This window comes from Thiohalophilus sp., assembly GCF_046483665.1.
Classification (GTDB): domain Bacteria; phylum Pseudomonadota; class Gammaproteobacteria; order UBA6429; family Thiohalophilaceae; genus Thiohalophilus.
Genome location: NZ_JAWOCR010000011.1, coordinates 39,735 through 57,495, shown reverse-complemented (window position 1 = coordinate 57,495; position 17,761 = coordinate 39,735). Strand labels below are relative to the sequence as shown.

11 protein-coding genes are annotated in these 17,761 nt (G+C 56.3%); 5 read left to right on the top strand and 6 right to left on the bottom strand.

The genetic code is table 11. The features are described from left to right. Positions 1 to 146: 146 nt before the first annotated feature. Both R6U90_RS02835 and queF read right to left on the bottom strand, forming a co-directional pair. Positions 147 to 1,457, bottom strand: coding sequence for an FGGY-family carbohydrate kinase (locus R6U90_RS02835; RefSeq protein WP_410351146.1), 1,311 nt, complete (start codon positions 1,455 to 1,457; stop codon positions 147 to 149). 36 nt (positions 1,458 to 1,493) lie between these two features. Then, positions 1,494 to 1,883, bottom strand: a complete 390-nt coding sequence (gene queF / locus R6U90_RS02830) for a preQ(1) synthase (protein WP_410351145.1) — start codon at positions 1,881 to 1,883, stop codon at positions 1,494 to 1,496. Positions 1,884 to 2,249: 366 nt separating this feature from the next. Here queF and smc point away from each other — a divergent pair, with 366 nt between their 5' ends. From smc to R6U90_RS02810, 4 genes are all read left to right on the top strand, one after another. Next, on the top strand, positions 2,250 to 5,765 hold the full coding sequence (smc, locus tag R6U90_RS02825; RefSeq protein ID WP_410351144.1) for a chromosome segregation protein SMC: 3,516 nt from the start codon (positions 2,250 to 2,252) through the stop codon (positions 5,763 to 5,765). A 247-nt stretch (positions 5,766 to 6,012) separates the two neighbouring features. Continuing rightward, entirely contained in the window at positions 6,013 to 6,792 is a 780-nt protein-coding gene (zipA, locus tag R6U90_RS02820) for a cell division protein ZipA (RefSeq protein ID WP_410351143.1), read from the top strand. A 194-nt stretch (positions 6,793 to 6,986) separates the two neighbouring features. Continuing rightward, entirely contained in the window at positions 6,987 to 8,999 is a 2,013-nt protein-coding gene (gene ligA, locus R6U90_RS02815) for an NAD-dependent DNA ligase LigA (protein WP_410351142.1), read from the top strand. A gap of 724 nt (positions 9,000 to 9,723) precedes the next feature. Next, positions 9,724 to 10,218, top strand: coding sequence for a hypothetical protein (locus R6U90_RS02810; RefSeq protein WP_410351141.1), 495 nt, complete (start codon positions 9,724 to 9,726; stop codon positions 10,216 to 10,218). Positions 10,219 to 10,398: 180 nt separating this feature from the next. Here the strand turns inward: R6U90_RS02810 and R6U90_RS02805 are convergent, their stop codons facing one another. The 4 genes from R6U90_RS02805 to R6U90_RS02790 all read right to left on the bottom strand — a co-directional run bounded on the left by R6U90_RS02805 (position 10,399) and on the right by R6U90_RS02790 (position 16,076). Next, a complete protein-coding gene (locus tag R6U90_RS02805) occupies positions 10,399 to 10,785 on the bottom strand; it encodes a DUF6746 family protein (RefSeq protein WP_410351140.1) in 387 nt (128 codons plus the stop codon). Between the two features lie 261 nt (positions 10,786 to 11,046). Next, complete coding sequence (locus tag R6U90_RS02800) at positions 11,047 to 13,755, bottom strand: ATP-binding protein (protein ID WP_410351139.1); 2,709 nt, start codon at positions 13,753 to 13,755, stop codon at positions 11,047 to 11,049. A gap of 210 nt (positions 13,756 to 13,965) precedes the next feature. After that, positions 13,966 to 14,358, bottom strand: a complete 393-nt coding sequence (locus tag R6U90_RS02795) for a response regulator transcription factor (protein WP_410351138.1) — start codon at positions 14,356 to 14,358, stop codon at positions 13,966 to 13,968. 56 nt (positions 14,359 to 14,414) lie between these two features. Continuing rightward, entirely contained in the window at positions 14,415 to 16,076 is a 1,662-nt protein-coding gene (locus tag R6U90_RS02790; protein WP_410351137.1) for a short-chain fatty acyl-CoA regulator family protein, read from the bottom strand. A gap of 232 nt (positions 16,077 to 16,308) precedes the next feature. Between R6U90_RS02790 and R6U90_RS02785 the strand changes: the two genes are divergently transcribed. Continuing rightward, a complete protein-coding gene (locus tag R6U90_RS02785; protein WP_410351136.1) occupies positions 16,309 to 17,646 on the top strand; it encodes a substrate-binding protein in 1,338 nt (445 codons plus the stop codon). The last annotated feature ends 115 nt before the right edge of the window (positions 17,647 to 17,761 follow it).

The following is a 17,761-nucleotide window of genomic DNA, read 5'->3' as shown; positions in this document are numbered from 1 at the left end:
GATAGTGGGAATAAGACGTCAAATATACCGAAATAATCATATCGCTGCTGTCTATTGCCGTGCATGTAAGTCAATGCGCTCGCATTGGCCAGACTGACGGACAAAAAGTCATAATTATTCTACTTGGTGTCTTCGTGTCTTGGTGGTTAGCGCAGTTTTTCAGAGCGCAGGGCGATGAGGGCGCTGCCGTAGGCCGCTTCGGTGTTGGGGGCGGTTTCCACCGGGATGCCCAGCAGGCTCTGGCGTATCTGCGTCCAGGCGTCGTTGACGCTGCCGCCGCCGGCGCTGAGGATGCGTCTCGGGAAGGGCGCACCCAGTTCGGCCAGTCGTTCGTAGCCCTGTTTCTCGATTCGTGCCATCCCTTCGAGCAGACCCTGAAAAAACATGACGTCGTCCTCAGGGCGGGGTTCCAGTTGCGGGCTCAGGTGCGGGTCGTTGATGGGGAAACGCTCGCCCTGCGCGGGTAGTGGATAGTACTGGAGCCCGGTCGGCTGTTCGGGATCGAGCTGCGGCGTCATTGCCTGCAGCTGTTCATCACTGAAATGTTGTTTCAGTACCGCGCCGCCGCTGCTGGAAGCGCCGCCCACCAGCCACAGATCCCCGAGGGGTTGGCTGTAGACGCCGTACCGGGCGGAGAGGATCGGCGAGGGCCCCAGTACCTTCAGTACCAGGGTCGAGCCCAGCACCGTGACCGCCTCGCCCGGTTCACTGGCGCCGGTGGCGATAAACGAGGCGGTGCTGTCGGTTGTACCGCTGACGATCAGGGTCTCCGCAGGCAGGTTGAAACGTCGGGCCATGTGTTCACTGATCGGGCCGACGACTTCGCCGGGTTGCTGCACATCGGGCAACCAGGCGTGGTCCAGCGGCAGCGTATCCATCCAGCGCGGCCAGGTGTGGTGTTCGGCATTAAAACCGGTTTTCATGCAGTTGTTGAGATCACTGATGCCATAACGATCGGTCAGTTTGCCGGCAATCCAGTCGGCCTGATGCAGATAGTGGGCGAGAAGACTTTGATCGACGTGCATACTCAGCCACAACAGCTTGACCAGTCCGGAGCTGGGACTGAGTACCGGATTGTCCGGCGGCGCCATCGCCTTGAGATGTTCAACATAAACCGGATCGCGTTGATCGTTATACAACAACGCCTCGCGCAGCGGTTCGCCGGCGGCATTGGTTACCAGTACCGATCCCGAGGTCCCGTCTACGGCGATACGCTTTACCTGCGCGGCATCGACCTGTTCAAACAGTTCATCCAGGACCCGCTCCACTGCCTGCCACCAGAGCAGAGGATCCTGATAGCGGGCATTGCCGTCGATCAGGGCAGGAGGGAGGTCAGTGCTGGCCATGGAGAGAATCGTGGCATCCGCATTGATCGCCGTCGCCCGGCAACCGGCAGTCCCCAGATCAATCCCTACGTACAGCGCGGTGAGATGGTTGTCGGAATGTGAAGCAGTCATGCCTCGGACCTCGTTACTCGTCCCTCGGCCCTGCCGTCACGGTAACGTGACGGCTTCGGGGGCTTGCCAGCCGCTCTGGCGGTGTTCGGCGACGACGGAGGTGTAGATGCCGCCGCGCACATTGAATTTCGCGGTCAGGCGCATGAAGCGCGGCCCGGTGGCCTTCACCAGATCATCGAGAATGGTATTGGTGACTTTCTCGTGAAAGGCGCCCTCGTCGCGATAGGCCCAGACATACATTTTCAACGACTTGAGCTCGACGCATTTGGCCTCGGGCACATACTCCAGATAGAGCGTGGCGAAGTCCGGCTGGCCGGTCTTGGGACACAGACAGGTAAACTCCGGGACCTCGATGCGGATGGTGTAATCCCGTTCCGGCATCGGATTGTCGAAGGTTTCGAGGGTTTTGCTGGGCTGACTGGGCATGGCGCGAAACCATACCCTACCCTTGCCCGGCTGACAAGCCGGGCAAGGGTAGGGCAGGGGCGAGGTACAAGGGACGAGTGACGAGGAAAAATGCTCAAGATCAGACATTGTGGGCGCGCCTTTGGCGCGACGATTGTGTGCGGGCTCGAAATATCTATCGCGGCGCAGCCGCTCCTGCCAAACCCTCGAGGTTTGTCTTCCTCTTTACTCGTCCCTCGTCCCTCGTCCCTGTTCAGTAAAGCATTGATATCCTTTAGCCCCTCTGCGTTGAAACTATCCGGGGTATGCACGATGGCAAAACCGGGCGTCGGTTTTGCGAATTTGTCAATCTTGCCTCTTTATATGAGGGTACTGTATCTTTCCCCGATGCGACTGACCAAACTCAAACTCTCCGGCTTCAAATCCTTCGTCGACCCGACGACTGTCCCGCTGCCCAGTTCGCTGGTCGGGGTGGTGGGGCCCAACGGCTGTGGTAAATCCAACATTATCGACGCAGTGCGCTGGGTGATGGGCGAGTCTTCCGCCAAGCATTTGCGTGGAGACTCCATGGCCGATGTCATTTTCAACGGCTCCACTTCACGCAAGCCGGTCGGCCAGGCCACGGTGGAGCTGGTGTTTGATAACAGCGATGGCAGCCTGGGCGGACAGTACGCCAATTACAGCGATATTTCCATCAAGCGCACGGTCACCCGCGACGGCCAGTCAATCTATCATCTCAATGGCACTCGCTGCCGTCGCCGGGACATCACCGACATTTTCCTGGGCACCGGGCTGGGGCCGCGCAGCTATGCGATTATCGAACAGGGCACCATTTCGCGCATTATCGAGGCCAGACCCGAGGAGCTGCGGGTGTTCCTGGAGGAAGCCGCCGGTATCTCCAAATACAAGGAGCGCCGCCGCGAGACCGAAAACCGCATTCGCCATACCCGCGAGAATCTGGATCGGCTCAACGACCTGCGCGAGGAGCTGGACAAGCAGCTCGCCAAACTGCAACGCCAGGCCAAAACCGCCGAGCGCTACAAGGTCCTCAAGGAAGAAGAACGTCTGCTGCGGGCCCAGCTACAGGCTTTGCGCTGGAAAGGCGTCGACGAGCAGGCTCGTCAGAGCGATAACCAGCTGCGCGAACAGGAAACCGCGCTGGAAGGGGTCGTGGCCAAACAGCGCCATATCGAGACCGAGATCGAGCAACAGCGCGGCCTGCATACCGAGGCCAGTGACAAATTCAACGAAGTCCAGAGCCGTTTTTACAGCATCGGGGCCGATATTGCCCGGCTGGAACAGTCCATCCAGCACGCCAGGGAGCGCCGTACCCAGCAGAGCCAGGATCTGCAACAGCTGGAAAAAGACTGGAATGACGCCCAGGTCCACGTCGAGGCCGATCGCAAACGGATCGAGGAACTGGAAGCGGCGCTCAAAACGATTGAACCGGATCTGCAGGCCGCCGAACAGCGCGAGCAGACCGCCAGCGGGGCCCTGCAGGACGCGGAGCAGGCGATGCAGGAATGGCAGCAGGCCTGGGAGGACTTCAATCAGCAGTCTGCCGAGCCGGCTCGCCAGGCCGAGGTGGAGCGTACCCGTATCCAGCACCTGGAGCAGAAACTGACCCAGTTGCAGCAACGGCTGGACAAGGCCGAGCAGGATTTGCAGCAGCAATCGCCGGAGCGTGTGCAGCAGGAAGTCAGTGAACAACAGCAGCAACTGGAACAGACCGGCGAACAGGTCAACCAGGCCCAGCAGGCGCTGACTGAAAAACAGGATCAGATCGCCGCGCTGCGCGATTCCACCCACCAGCTGAACGCCGATCTCGATCAGGCCCGCAGCCGTCTGCAGGATCTGCGCGGTCGCAGCGCCTCGCTTGAGGCCCTGCAACAGGCGGCGCTGGGCAAGGACGAAGGGGCGGTCAACGACTGGCTCAGCGGTCAGCAATTGCAGGACGCGCCACGCCTGGCCGAAGAGATGGAAGTCGAAGCCGGCTGGGAACGGGCGGTGGAATGTGTACTCGGCGGGCATCTGGAAGCGGTCTGCGTGGCCGGCGTCGATCCGCTGGCCGAAGTACTCGGCAGTTTGCAGGAAGGGACCCTGACCCTGTTCGATACCCAGGCACCGGGTCCGGAAACCGGCGCGGGTAACGGGACGCCATTGCTGAACAAGGTCTCGGCGCCATGGAAACTGGATGCCCTGCTGGGTGGCGTGTATGCGGCCGAATCTCTGGCCGAGGCGCTTTCCCTGCGGGCCAGCCTCGCAGCCCAGGAATCGGTGGTGACCCGCGAGGGGATCTGGCTGGGGGCCAACTGGCTGCGGGTGGTCAAGGACCAGGAGCAGGATCAGAAAACCGGCATCCTCAAGCGCGAGCAGGAGCTCAAGGCACTCAGTAGCCAGATTCAGGAAGAGAATGGCCGCGTGGTAGCCCTGCAGGAACAACTGGAAGGCGATCGCGAGCGGCTGCGTGAGCTGGAGCAGGAACGGGACGATGCCCAGGCCCAGTTAAACCAGGCCAGTCGCCGCCAGGCCGAACAGCAGTCCGATCTTAAGGCGCGCCAGAACCAGCTGGAGCAGGCCCGGGCCCGCCAGCAGGCGTTGCAAAAAGAACAGCAGGATCTGCAGGCTGAAATCGAGCGCGATAAACAGGAGCTGCAGGAGTGCCGGGGCCGTTTACAAACCGCGCTGGATACCATGTCCGGTCTGGAGCAACAGCGCGAACAGTTAAGCAGCCGGCGGGATGAACTGCGCAATACCCTGGAACAGGCTCGCGAGCAGGCCCAGAGCGTGCGCAGCGAGGCCCATGAGATCAAACTGCGGGCCGAAAAAGAGCGCACCGAACTGAACTCCACCCGTCAGGCCCTGGAGCGACTGGACAGCCAGCTTACCCAGCTCTCTGCCCGTCGTGAAGAGCTGCAAAAGGCACTGGCCGAAAGCGAAACGCCGCTGGAGGAGATGAACAAAGAACTGGCCGACAAACTCGACAAACGCGTGGCCGTGGAAACCGAGCTGAGCGAAGCGCGCCAGGCCATGGAAGCGATCGAGCATCAGATGCGCGAACTGGAGGAACAGCGCGTCGCGGCCGAACAGCAGGTGCAGGAAGTGCGGGGCAATCTGGAGCAGATCCGCATCAGCCAGCAGGAATTCAAGGTTCGTCGTCAGACGCTCGAAGAACAGATCACCGAGTCAGGTTTCGAACTGCAGCAGTTGATGCAGGAGATGCCCGAAGAGGCCGAAGCCAATCAGTGGCAGGAAAACGTCGAACAGCTGGAAGCCAAGATCCAGCGCCTGGGGCCGATCAACCTGGCGGCGATCGAGGAATTCGAACAGCAATCAGAACGCAAGCAATACCTGGACGCGCAGAACGAGGATCTGGTGCAGGCCCTCAAGACTCTGGAAGATGCAATCCACAAGATCGACAAAGAGACCCGTACCCGTTTCAAGGAGACCTACGACAAGGTCAACAGCGGGCTCAAGGATCTTTTCCCGCGCCTGTTCGGCGGCGGTCACGCCTATCTGGAGATGACCGGCGAGGATCTGCTCGAGACCGGCGTCACGGTCATGGCCCGTCCGCCCGGCAAGCGCAACAGCACCATTCACCTGCTGTCCGGTGGCGAAAAGGCCCTGACCGCGGTGGCTCTGGTGTTCGCCATCTTCGAACTGAATCCCGCGCCGTTCTGTATGCTCGACGAGGTTGATGCGCCGCTGGACGACGCCAACGTCACCCGCTACTGCGATCTGTTGAAACATATGTCGGACAGAACACAGTTTATCTTCATCACTCATAATAAAGTAACCATGGAAGTTGCCAACCACCTGACCGGTGTCACCATGCACGAGCCGGGTGTTTCACGCATGGTTGCGGTGGATGTGGACGAAGCGGCAAAACTGGCCTCGGCCTGATTAGAGCAACTCTCGCCAAGACACAGAGCACGCAGTGTTATAAGCAGTTTGTTGCTGAACGTGACACACAACGATAAATTGTATTGTTAGCAAGGCAGCTTGTCAGTGTATCGCACTTTACTTTATAGACAGGCGGATTATTACATTACAAATGTTTGACTTTGCGTTCTTCGCGGCTTGGCGAGAGCATTATTAAAGACGGACATTAGTGACATTCAATTCATCTTGATGACAAGGTCGTGCTGATATGGACCCGCTGCGGCTGACCCTGCTTGCCATCGGTATCGCATTCGTTGCGATGTTCTATCTGGTGATGCGCCTGCGCTCCGGGCAGAAGCTGCGCTGGCCCGGCTTCCTGCGTCTTCCCCGTATCTCTTTGCCGACCTTCGGGCGAGATCGAACCCGTGACAGCGACGACTCCGGCACGACTGAATCGCGGGACAATTACTACACTGATCTGGACGATGACGATCTGCAGGCCCTGTCGCAAATGTCATGGCATGCCCGGCGTGACGATGATGTGGATGTTGCCGGCCTGGGCGGTCTGAGTGCCGTTGACGCCGAAGACGACGAGGGGGAGTCACTGGTGACCGTCCTCAACGTCATGGCCAAAGCAGGTCGGCAATTTGCCGGAATGGATATTCTCGATGCGCTGTATGCCAACGACCTGCGCCACGGCGAGATGATGATCTTTCATCGCTATCCCGACGAGGGAGGCGTGCGTCCCGTCTTCAGTCTGGCCAATACCGTGGAACCGGGGGCGTTCGATCTCAGTTCTATCGAACAGCTGCAAACCCCGGGTCTCTCACTGTTTATGCAGCTTCCCGCGCCAATCGATTCACGCGAGGCATTCGACCTGATGCTGAAAACCGGGCGCAACCTGGCCGAACAACTGGACGGTGATCTGTGCGACGAACGGCGCAATGTCCTCACCCTGCAAACTATCGGCCACCTCAAGGAACAGATCGAAGCCTTCCTGTTCCGCCGCAAAATGGCCGGCTTGCAGAAGCAACGTTCAAAAAGATAAAAACAAACGATTCACCACCAAGACACGAAGACACCAAGTAAAATTCTTTTGACCTTATACTTTATTTGATCTGCTGGTAAGTTATGACGTTATTGTGAACCAGAAATATTTCGCTGATTTATTTTGAAAAGACCTTCTTGGTGTCTTTGTGTCTTGGTGGTGATCTTTTTTGTCAGGATTGGATTTAATTTATAATGAGTGCCAGTAATAAAGTTCAGCAACGCATCGACGAGCTGCGCGAGCAGATCGATTATCACAATTACCGCTATTATGTGCTGGACGATCCGGAAATTCCCGACGCCGAGTACGATCGCCTGATGCGTGAACTCGAAGAGCTCGAAGCCGAACACCCGCAGCTGATTACCTCCGATTCCCCCACCCAGCGAGTCGGGGCGACACCGTTATCGACGTTTGACGAGGTCAAGCACGAACTTCCAATGTTGTCGCTGGGTAATGCGTTCGACGAGGATGAGGTACTCGGCTTCGATCGCCGTGCGCGCGACAAGCTTGGCGTGGACTGCGTGGAATACGCGGTGGAGCCCAAACTCGACGGCCTGGCTATCAGTTTGCTGTATGAAGACGGCAAGCTGGTTCGCGGGGCGACCCGCGGCGACGGGACCACCGGCGAGGACGTCACCTGGAACGTACGCACGATCGAGACTATTCCGTTAAAACTGCGCGGTTCCGATTACCCGGAACGTCTGGAAGTGCGCGGCGAGGTGATCATGACCAAACAAGGCTTCGATCAGCTCAACGAGATCCGCCAGAAACAGGGCGAGAAGATATTCGCCAATCCGCGCAATGCCGCCGCCGGCAGCCTGCGTCAACTCGATCCGCGTCTGACTGCCAAACGGCCGTTATCGTTCTTCTGTTATGGTCCCGGACTGGTGGAGGGCGTCGAATTGCCGGATCGCCATAGCGCAACACTGGAGCAGTTGCGCGAATGGGGTATGCGTACCAATCCGGAAACCCGGGTGGTCGAGGGAATCCAGGGCTGTCTGGATTACTACCGGACGATGCAGGAAAAACGCGACAAACTCGATTACGAGATCGACGGGCTGGTTTACAAGGTCAACCTGCGTGATCAACAGGAACAACTGGGGTTTGTCTCGCGTGCGCCGCGCTGGGCCATTGCGCATAAATTCCCCGCCCAGGAAGAGATGACCCGACTGGTCGGTATCGATGTGCAGGTTGGTCGTACCGGCGCCCTGACACCGGTGGCCCGACTTGAACCGGTCCAGGTCGGTGGTGTGACTGTCAGCAACGCCACGTTGCATAATCAGGATGAGATCGAACGACTGGATGTACGCGTCGGCGATACAGTGGTTATTCGCCGCGCCGGGGATGTGATCCCGCAAGTGGTCAGCGTGGTCAAGTCCAAACGTGAGGCTAAACTGAAAAAATACCATCTGCCGAAAACCTGCCCGGTCTGCGGATCGCAAACCGTACGGCACGAAGGCGAGGCCGTCACCTATTGCACCGGCGGCCTCTATTGCGCTGCCCAGCGCAAGCAAGCCCTCAAACATTTCGCCTCGCGCCGCGCACTGGATATCGAGGGACTGGGCGATAAACTGGTAGACCAGCTGGTCGATGAAGATTATGTGCACGATCCGGCCGATCTGTTTGCGCTGGACAAAGATCAGCTGGTCCAGCTGGAACGCCTGGCCGAAAAATCGGCACAGAACCTGATCGATGCGCTGGATAAAAGCCGCAACACAACCCTGGAACGATTTATCTATGCGCTGGGGATTCACGACGTGGGCGAGGCGACCGCACGCTCGCTGGCCAATCACTTCGGATCGCTGGATGCCCTGATGCAGGCTGACAAGGAAGCGTTGATGGCGGTCCCGGACATCGGCCCCATCGTCGCCGAAAGTATACTGACTTTCTTTAAACAGAAACATAATCAGCAAGTCATCGACAAACTGATCCAGGCCGGCGTGACCTGGGAAGACATCGAAGTCAAACCCGCCGAGGAACTACCGCTCAACGGAAAGACGTTCGTTTTAACCGGTACGCTGGAACAGATGAGTCGCGACGAGGCCAAGGCCGCTCTGCAGGCGCTGGGCGCCAAGGTGACCGGCAGTGTGTCCAGGAAGACCGATTACGTCGTGGTGGGAGCGGATCCCGGCTCCAAGGCCGACAAGGCGGAATCGTTGGGCGTAGCGATCCTGGATGAGGCGGCGTTTCGGGATTTGATCGAATAGGACGTCATTCCGGCCTTGAGCCGGAATCCAGTTTATTTAAAAAAGGTGTAGACCCGATATAGCGAAGCGTTATCGGGCTTTCATCTTACTCCCTCCCCACCAAGGGGAGTACCCGAGAGCAAAAAGGTTAGAGCCTGCCCGCACTTGATGCGGGATAGGAGTGACCAGGCATCCAGCGTCTATCAAAATGTTCGCCCTTCGGGCGAGCTGAATCTTGAAAGCGGGCTCTCGCGCCCGCGCGGCGAGTGACTTTTTGAAGCGGCAAAAAGTCACCAAAAACCACTCCCGAAAACGCCGCCGTTTCAGCCATTTCCAATGGCTGAAACGGTTCCCTGCGTTTCTCGTTCCAGTCGGGCTCGCCAGACGGCACCTCCGTGTGCCGACTGGCGAGTGCGCGCGTCCATGCGCGCACCCTTCGGGCTAATCCTCCTTCCACTGCGATGCTCGGCGGCGTCTGACGGGAATCAAAAGCCCGCTAGTCAGGATCAGGATAAATTATTGAGCGTAGTTGAACGGGTCGGACAACCGCAACGCATTGATCCACATAAATTATAGTGCTCCGGAGCAGGCATAATACGGTCTTAAACCCCGGTTTTGGGCACAAAAAGGGCCGGTTAAGTCGGGGGCAGTATACTTATCTGCTGACCCGAAGCTGTATCTGGCAGATACAGGTATGCTACTGCTGGATTCGATACTCTTTTTATAAGCAAGTAACGGGTAAACCATGTTTCGCTGGATTGTTTTTGTCGCATTGTTGCCGTATTCGGCCTGGCTGATCTTTTCCTATGAGTACCATTTTATCGATCACGTCAATCTGGCGTTCCACGAGGCGGGGCATCTGATCTTCACGCCGTTCGGGCAGACCGGGCATTTTCTTGGTGGCACGCTAGGGCAGCTGTTTTTCCCGGTGGCGATTGCGGTCCATTTCTGGAGACAGGGCAAGGCCTTTGAGGCCGGTGTCGGGGGCGTGTGGTTCGCGGAGAGCCTGATGTATACCGCACATTACATGAGCGATGCGCGCGACATGCGGATACCGCTGGTTGGCGGGGGTGTGCATGACTGGAACTTCCTGTTCGCGAAATGGGGGGTGCTGTACCAGGCCGAAGCAATTGGCGCTTTTTTTCACATGCTGGCATCGGTATGGTTGACCGGCGTACTTCTGTTTATGTTCCGGCAACTCAAAACCGGCAAGCCGGACTACACAGAGTCTTTGCTCTGAGGCCTGCTCGGCTAAAGGCGGCTTGACGACACGAAATCCGCGGACAGATTGCACAATCGCCACTGTGCCGACATAAGCCAGAAAAAATATCTCGTTACTTCGGGAGGGCAACCCATAAAGAGAGCGGCATCAGTCGCTAAAGAGCTGGTCTCAGAACTCAGAACCCAGAACTCAGAACTTTTACTCCCTGATAAGCTTGCTGGAACCTTCCAGATAGATTTTGCCTTTCTGTATAACAGTGTCGTCCTCGGCCCGTTCGGAGGCCTGATGGACTTCTTCCAGAGTTTCGGCCAGTTCCTCAACCTCGTCCTCGATGCGTGCCAGGGCATTTTCCAGGGTGTAGGTCAGGATGTGAATCTCGCCCATTTTTTCCGGGGTCATTTCGCCGGCGAGCAATTTGTCCAGTTTTTTGTTATAGACAGTCAGGTTTTTGAAAGCTTCGTCCAGCGTTCTGGACGGTTCTCCCTCGAAGTGTTCAGGCATGTCATCATCGGCTTGCGCGGTGAACGCAGGTATGGTCAGGATGATGGCGGCGGCAAGCAATAACGGATGTTCTCGGAATAACATATTAGGGGTCTCCGGTAGCAGTGTGATAATCAGGTGCCGGTGCTTCTGAATTTTCCAGGTAAGTTAATCATAATATGGCAAGCGGGTAAATACAGGCAAGTGGTAACAGTGCGGGAAGGGTTTTCCGGGCAGACAAACGCGCACGGAAAACCACTCATTGCAGGGTTACCTGGAGTATTTTATTTTGACATGAGTAGTCAATAAGCAGAGGACGCCTTTGCGGGCTTGCTTGATTCTGTCTTATGAATCGGGACTTTAATTTCAATGATTGCCACTGTCCTCGTCGAGCAGCGGCAGTCGTAGTCTGAAACGGGTACCCTGGTTGCTGCTGTTAACAATAGTCAGCTCACCGTTCATTTTCTGGACAAGTCGACGGCTGATGGCAAGGCCCAGTCCGCTTCCTTTGGGATTGGCGGTGTTCTGTTTTCCGCGGCTGAATTTTTCAAACACCTGATCTGTTTCGGGGATGCCCGGCCCGTTGTCACTGACATCCAGCTCATAATGACTGCCGGTATTTTGGCTATCAACCTTGACCCAGGGTCGTGCGTTGTTGTTGTACAGGATGGCATTGGTTAACAGGTTGATGAGCACCTGATAGAGACGCTCGGCATCGCCGCGAACCCGGGCAATCGTGGCGCGTTCACCACTAATTAGCATTGCGCCATGTTGTTCCGCCAAACCATGACAGGTTTCCAGTGCGCGATCGATGATGGTTTCCGGATCGATGGGCGCTGATTCGATCTGCAGATGACCCTGTTCCAGATGACTCATTTCAAGTATTTCATCCAGAAGGCGGGTGAGTCGCAGGCTTTCCTCGTGAATGATGCCGATGAATCGCCGGGATTGTTCGTTGGATAACGTTTCGTTATTCAACAATAATTCAGCAAAAGAGCGAATAGAGGTCATAGGGGTACGCACTTCGTGGCTGACCTGGCTGAGAAACTCGTCTTTTTGGGCATCGAGTTTTTGCAGACGCAGATTAACGCCACGTAGCTCATCGGCAGTAGCGCGCAGTTGCCTGGATTGTTGTTCCAGGCGATGGCTGTATTCGACGACCTGCTGGGTCTCATCGACCAGTTTGATGATTTCATCCATGCTGATGGTTTCGCCGCTGGCGATCTGTGAGACCAGGGCATGAGCCGTGGAAGCGCCGATATTACCGGCCAGACGCCGCTCGATAGTAGCAATCCCTCTGGCATCCAGGGGGGGGAGTTGTTGCAGAATTAATTCGCCGCCGGTGAGTTCCTCAAAAAGCTTGTGAGTCTCCACCGGACCAAGGATACGCTGGGTAAGTTTGTACAGGTCCTTGATTGCTGCCTGGCGATGCATTACCTGTGCTTCGCTACCCACCAGATTACGAAATACATCAATGAATAACGCGCTTTGCAGTTTTTCCAGTGGCCGATGTGCTGTCCACACCGAGACCAGGACAAACAACGCCGCGTTACTGCCCAGGCTCCAGAAAACCGAGTGAACCAGCGGGTCCATGCCGTTCAGGCCGAACATCGCCTGGGGTTTGAGCAGTTCAATCCCCCATGGACCGTATTCGACCAGTGAGGTCAGCACGCCGCCAGGCCCACTCAGGCTCGGTATAAACGAGGTATAAATCCACAGGATAAAGCCTGCCCCGAGACCTGCAATAGTTCCTTTGGTTGTAGCATTGCGCCAGTACAACACGCCCAGCATGGCGGGGAAGAACTGGGCAACGCCGACAAAAGCGATCAGGCCCATTGCCGCCAACGCGTCAGATTCACCGCTGAGATGGAAATAAAGATACCCCAGCAACAGGATTACCGCGATAGAGATGCGACGGGTAATCAACATAAGATGTTTGATGTCTCCGCTGGTATTCAGGTTCCGGCGGGGCATCCGCAGAATCAGCGGCACAACGATATGGTTGGAAACCATTATAGACAGCGCGATACTCGAGACGATAACCATGGAAGTAGCCGAGGAAAAGCCACCGATGAAGGCCAGTAATGCCAGTAGATCCTGGTCCGCCGATAGCGGCAGAGTGAGCAGGAACATGTCCGGATTCGTTCCGGCTGGTAACAGGGCGGTGCCTACGATGGCAATAGGCAGTACGAACAGGCTGATCAAAAACAGATACAGGGGAAAGGCCCATGCTGCGGTACGAAGGTGGTTCTCATCGGAATTTTCTACCACGGTAATCTGAAACTGACGCGGTAGGCAAACTATGGCAATCGCGGAAAGCACCATCATGTTAATCCAGCGCCAGCCGAACAGCTCATTATCATAAATGATGCGCTCGGCCGTGGGTAATTGAAAGACCTCATTGACACCACCGGCGATTCCGAATACGACAAACAGGCCTACAGCGAGGATGGCAAACAGTTTGACGATCGCCTCAAAGGCAATGGCGGCCACTACGCCCGGGTTATGTTCGTTGGCATCAAGGTTGCGAGTCCCGAACAAGATAGTGAACAGCGCCATAGTCAGTGCTACCCAGAAACCTGGATCAGTATCGGCGATGATGGATGCATCTTCACTGTTGTCGCTGGCCAGGTTGAATACTTCGAAACTGGCTGTTACTGCCTTGAGTTGCAGGGCGATGTAGGGGGTTGCGGCGATCACGGCAATACAGGTGACCATTACCCCCAGTGTGGCGCTCTTGCCAAAACGTGAAGAGATTAAATCGGCGATCGAGGTGATACGGTAAACATGACCGATTCGCACCAGCTTTCGCAACAGGAACCACCAGCCGACAAACATCAGTGTTGGACCAAGATATATCGTCGCAAACTCCAGCCCATTGCGGGCCGCGGAACCGACGGCGCCAAACAGCGTCCAGGACGTACAATAGACTGAAATAGAAAGTGTATAGACCAGAGGAGAACGCAATAATCGATCATGGCCCTCCCTGGCCCGACGTTCACTGACAAATGCCAGCGCGAACAATATGACCACATAGGCAAGAGCAATGAGCAGAACGAAGTTGGTGCTGAGCATGTCGTTCTGATGGCTTACTTGTCGGAGACGGGCGGTAGCCGTCTTGAGATAAACCCTACTCCGACAATCAATGCCAGCCAGAGCCCGAATATATAAAACACGGGTAATGGGATGCCCCATAAAGTACTGTGCTTTGCAAAAATAAGCGCAAGCGGGGGAAACAGTAAAGCAATACCCAGCGAGAGGAGTAACGCCGCACTTTTCGGGGCTCTAGTGGCCACTCGTCATTCCCCGGGTATTTGCTGTCAGTCGTTCAACGCACTGCAGTACCTCGGTGTTGGAAAAAGGTTTGGCAATGAAAGCATCTGCTCCCAGCTGCTCGGCCATGGTGCGATCCTTGGCCTGCCCCTTGGCTGTAAGAACCAGCACCGGTAGTTGTTTACATTCCTTGCCGGCTTTGACTTCCTTGAGTATCTCGAATCCGTTTGTGCCCGGCAGCATCAGATCCAGGATGAGCAGATCAGGCCGGCCTTTGTGCAGTGCCTCCAGCACCATGCTGCCATCGGATTCAGCACTCACTGTGTAGCCGGCCTGATTCAGGATAAAGCTGAGTGCATCGACAATATTAGGTTCATCTTCAGCAATGAGTATTCGTCCGCTCAAGTCTGGCCCCTTTCTGAATGTTATTATTCGTTTTTAATTTTTTCTCTTCCGACTCTTCAGCCGGAGGTGGATCCGCTGTCAGCAGAATCTATCAGTATCTGCCTCTGATTTGAATGCACAAAACCCCGGGTGGCCCGGCCGGTTACGCTCCCCGCAGTAATGGGCGGTTCCTGACGATGCTGGCACTCAAGCCGATGACATTGGCGACAGCTTGAGCCTACGGGTACGGCGGCCTCGGTTGCACGTAAATCAATGCCCTCGGCATAGACCGTCTGATCGGCATACAGTACATCACAGGCCAGCATAACCGAGAACATGACTGGCTGGGCGCGGAAAGTGGCGGCTCGTTTGGTAATGGTACGTGCGATCATCAGGAAACGTTTGCCGTTATGGAATTCGCCCAGCTCACGAATCACCCGTCCGGGTGTCTGGAACGCGCTGAACACGGGCCACAACGGACAGGCATGACCAAAGCGCGGCAGGGAAAGACCAAACAGGGGAAAGCGTTTGGAAATATGTCCGGAGGGATCGACACGTAACAGGGAGAACGGAACCCCTTCGGCTTCGGGTGCCCTCAGTGTGATCAGCCTATGGCAGATCTGCTCAAAGCTGGCCTCATATTTCTGGCGCAATATCTCGATGTCATAACGCTGTGTTTGTGCATCTTCCAGAAAAGGGCTGTAAGGGAATAGTGAGGAACCGGCCATGTAGCTTGCGAGCGCTCCCTGTGCACGGATCCGGGCTGCATTTGTCGTCAGTCTGGGATCGTCAGCCAGCGATTCCAGAGTATCTTTGAAGCTCAGTTGCGCAGCAACCCGCATGGCCTGAAAACGCCGGGTAGTAGGAGGAGCGTTGGCCAGAAAGCAGAGTACCCGATTTTCTTCATCATAATAGCTCTGGTTACGCCACACTGCGCCCTGGGATTGATCATAAGCACTGGTCTGGATTTGAATATTGAATTTCTCTTCGAGATACTTCACCAGAGCCGCATCAATGTTGCCTCTGTCGAGCTTCTCCAGTTCGTTGCGCAGTTGCAGGCCGGCTTCTTCCAATGCCGGAAAGAAATTGCGCTCGCCAATGATGAAATCATCTACCTGCTCGGCAGCGGCAAGTGAGGGGTCCAGGCTATTTTGCTGTTCAAAATGCGCAACCAGTTGCTGGGCGGTGTCGGTAAGCCGGGTACTCTCGTTATGTAACATGCTTTCAAACCGGTTGCGCTGTTGCGCTTCAACAGTATTGTCACTGGTCAGGATCTCGGAAATGGAGCGCAGGCTGGTAATACGGGTGAGGAGGGTATGCATGGTGGCTTGTAGCCATGGATCCTCATTCAGGCGATCGTTCAGCAGGGACAGGGCCTGGTGACTGTCCAGATAGGCGCGATACAGTGCCAGAATCATGCGGGCCCAGTTGGGATTGCGGGCGATGATTTGTTCGGCGTAGTTGGCCTCGAGGTCGATATGGCCCAGCACGGGGTCCGCTGCGAGTTCACTCAGATCGTCACGCAGGCGCTGTTCGGTGATGCCGGTCAGTTCCGCCAGCTCCAGTTCCAGAGCTGCAGCGAGCCGGCTGGCGAGCCGACCCCCCACTGCGCGCTTGTTCGCTTCGATCAGGTTCAGATAAGAGGCGGAAATTCCCAGCGCTCTGGCCAGGGCGGCCTGGGTTATACCCAGATCCTTGCGTCGTTCACGGATTTTGTAACCCATCGCGCCTGTAGCCATGACCGGCATCATCCTCGAGGTTGTCAATTATTTACAAAAATACTGCAGGCTAAAACTATTAATTTACAGTGCGGCCGCTTTCATATCAAACAGTTATTGCTTTAATTGACAGGCGGTTCTACAGTTGCGGAGCAATATCGCCACACACCGGGGCTCGCCGCTGAAGCTTCTTGTGACCTCGGGGCGGGAGGATACATATACCAACCCACACCATCTGGAGGAGAACCAGACCATGAGTGATGATTTCAATAAAAAACGTCGTGACTTCATCAAGTCAACGGCAGCACTCGGTGTCGCGGGCATGGCGCCAACGATTTTTGTTCGCAATGCCTGGGCGCAGGATTTCGTCAATAATCCCGGTAAAGCCGCGGCAATCACGCTGGGCTTTAATGTTCCGCAGACCGGTCCTTATGCTGACGAGGGTGCCGATGAATTGCGCGCATTTAAACTGGCCGTCAAACATCTTAATGGGGAAGGCGACGGCGGTATGCTCAATACCATGAAACCGCTGGCTCTGCAGGGCAACGGTATCCTGGGCAAGAAGGTCAACTATGTGACCGGCGATACCCAGACCAAGTCGGATGCAGCGCGTGCCTCGGCCAAGCGCATGATCGAAAAAGATGGCGCCCTGATGATCAGCGGCGGTTCCTCCTCGGGTGTCGCTGTCGCTGTGCAGTCGTTGTGTCACGAAGCGGGTGTGATGTTCATGGCCGGGCTGACCCATTCCAATGACACCACCGGCAAAGACAGACGCAAGTATGGTTTCCGCCACTTTTTCAACGCCTACATGTCCGGTCAGGCCCTGGCCCCGGTGCTTGCAGAGCGTTACGGTACGGAGCGCAAGGCCTATCATCTGACGGCTGACTATACCTGGGGCTGGACCCAGGAAGAGTCGATCAAGAACGCCACTGAAGCACTGGGCTGGCAGACAGTACAAACCGTACGCACACCGCTGGGCGCCGGTGACTTCTCCCAGTACATCACCCCGGTGCTGGACTCGGGTGCGGATGTGTTGATTCTCAATCACTACGGCAAGGACATGGTCAACTCCCTGACCCAGGCTGTACAGTTCGGTCTGCGTGACAAGCAGGTCAACGGCAAGGACGTCCAGATCGTGGTCCCGCTATTCTCGCGCCTGATGGCACAGGGCGCCGGCGATAACATCAAGGGGATTCTCGGCAGTACCAACTGGAACTGGGCGTTGCAGGATGCGGCTTCGCAGGCTTTCGTCAAGTCCTTTGGTCAGGAGTATGGCTTTCCGCCCTCCCAGGCGGCGCATACCTGTTATGTACAGACTCTGCTGTACGCCAACGCCGTGGAAACCGCCGGTACCTTCTATCCCTGTGAAGTGATCAGTGCGTTGGAAGACTTCCAGTTCGACGGTCTGGGTAACGGACCGACACTGTATCGTGGTGCTGATCATCAGTGCTTCAAGCCGGTACTGGTCGTAGAGGGTAACGATAACCCCTCCAGTCAGTTCGACCTGTTGAAGGTGGTCAAAGAAGTCCCGACCGAGCAGGTCACGTACGATCCCTCCCTGTTTGGCGGGGAGTTGGGTAGCTGCAAATAACATTTTGCGGATATTACCCCAGGACACCGGCCCGGTTTCCCTGGTCGGTGTCTGATTATTTGCGACCTGCCGGTATAAACCGACAGGTCATCGTTTTCAGCTTAACGAATTCGGT

Excerpts from the sequence above, each read along its gene's own strand:
- R6U90_RS02835 (WP_410351146.1), bottom strand. The coding sequence starts at position 1,457 with ATGACTGCTTCACATTCCGACAACCATCTCACCGCGCTGTACGTAGGG.
- queF (WP_410351145.1), bottom strand. The coding sequence starts at position 1,883 with ATGCCCAGTCAGCCCAGCAAAACCCTCGAAACCTTCGACAATCCGATG.
- smc (WP_410351144.1), top strand. The coding sequence starts at position 2,250 with ATGCGACTGACCAAACTCAAACTCTCCGGCTTCAAATCCTTCGTCGAC.
- zipA (WP_410351143.1), top strand. The coding sequence starts at position 6,013 with ATGGACCCGCTGCGGCTGACCCTGCTTGCCATCGGTATCGCATTCGTT.
- ligA (WP_410351142.1), top strand. The coding sequence starts at position 6,987 with ATGAGTGCCAGTAATAAAGTTCAGCAACGCATCGACGAGCTGCGCGAG.
- R6U90_RS02810 (WP_410351141.1), top strand. The coding sequence starts at position 9,724 with ATGTTTCGCTGGATTGTTTTTGTCGCATTGTTGCCGTATTCGGCCTGG.
- R6U90_RS02805 (WP_410351140.1), bottom strand. The coding sequence starts at position 10,785 with ATGTTATTCCGAGAACATCCGTTATTGCTTGCCGCCGCCATCATCCTG.
- R6U90_RS02800 (WP_410351139.1), bottom strand. The coding sequence starts at position 13,755 with ATGCTCAGCACCAACTTCGTTCTGCTCATTGCTCTTGCCTATGTGGTC.
- R6U90_RS02790 (WP_410351137.1), bottom strand. The coding sequence starts at position 16,076 with ATGGCTACAGGCGCGATGGGTTACAAAATCCGTGAACGACGCAAGGAT.
- R6U90_RS02785 (WP_410351136.1), top strand. The coding sequence starts at position 16,309 with ATGAGTGATGATTTCAATAAAAAACGTCGTGACTTCATCAAGTCAACG.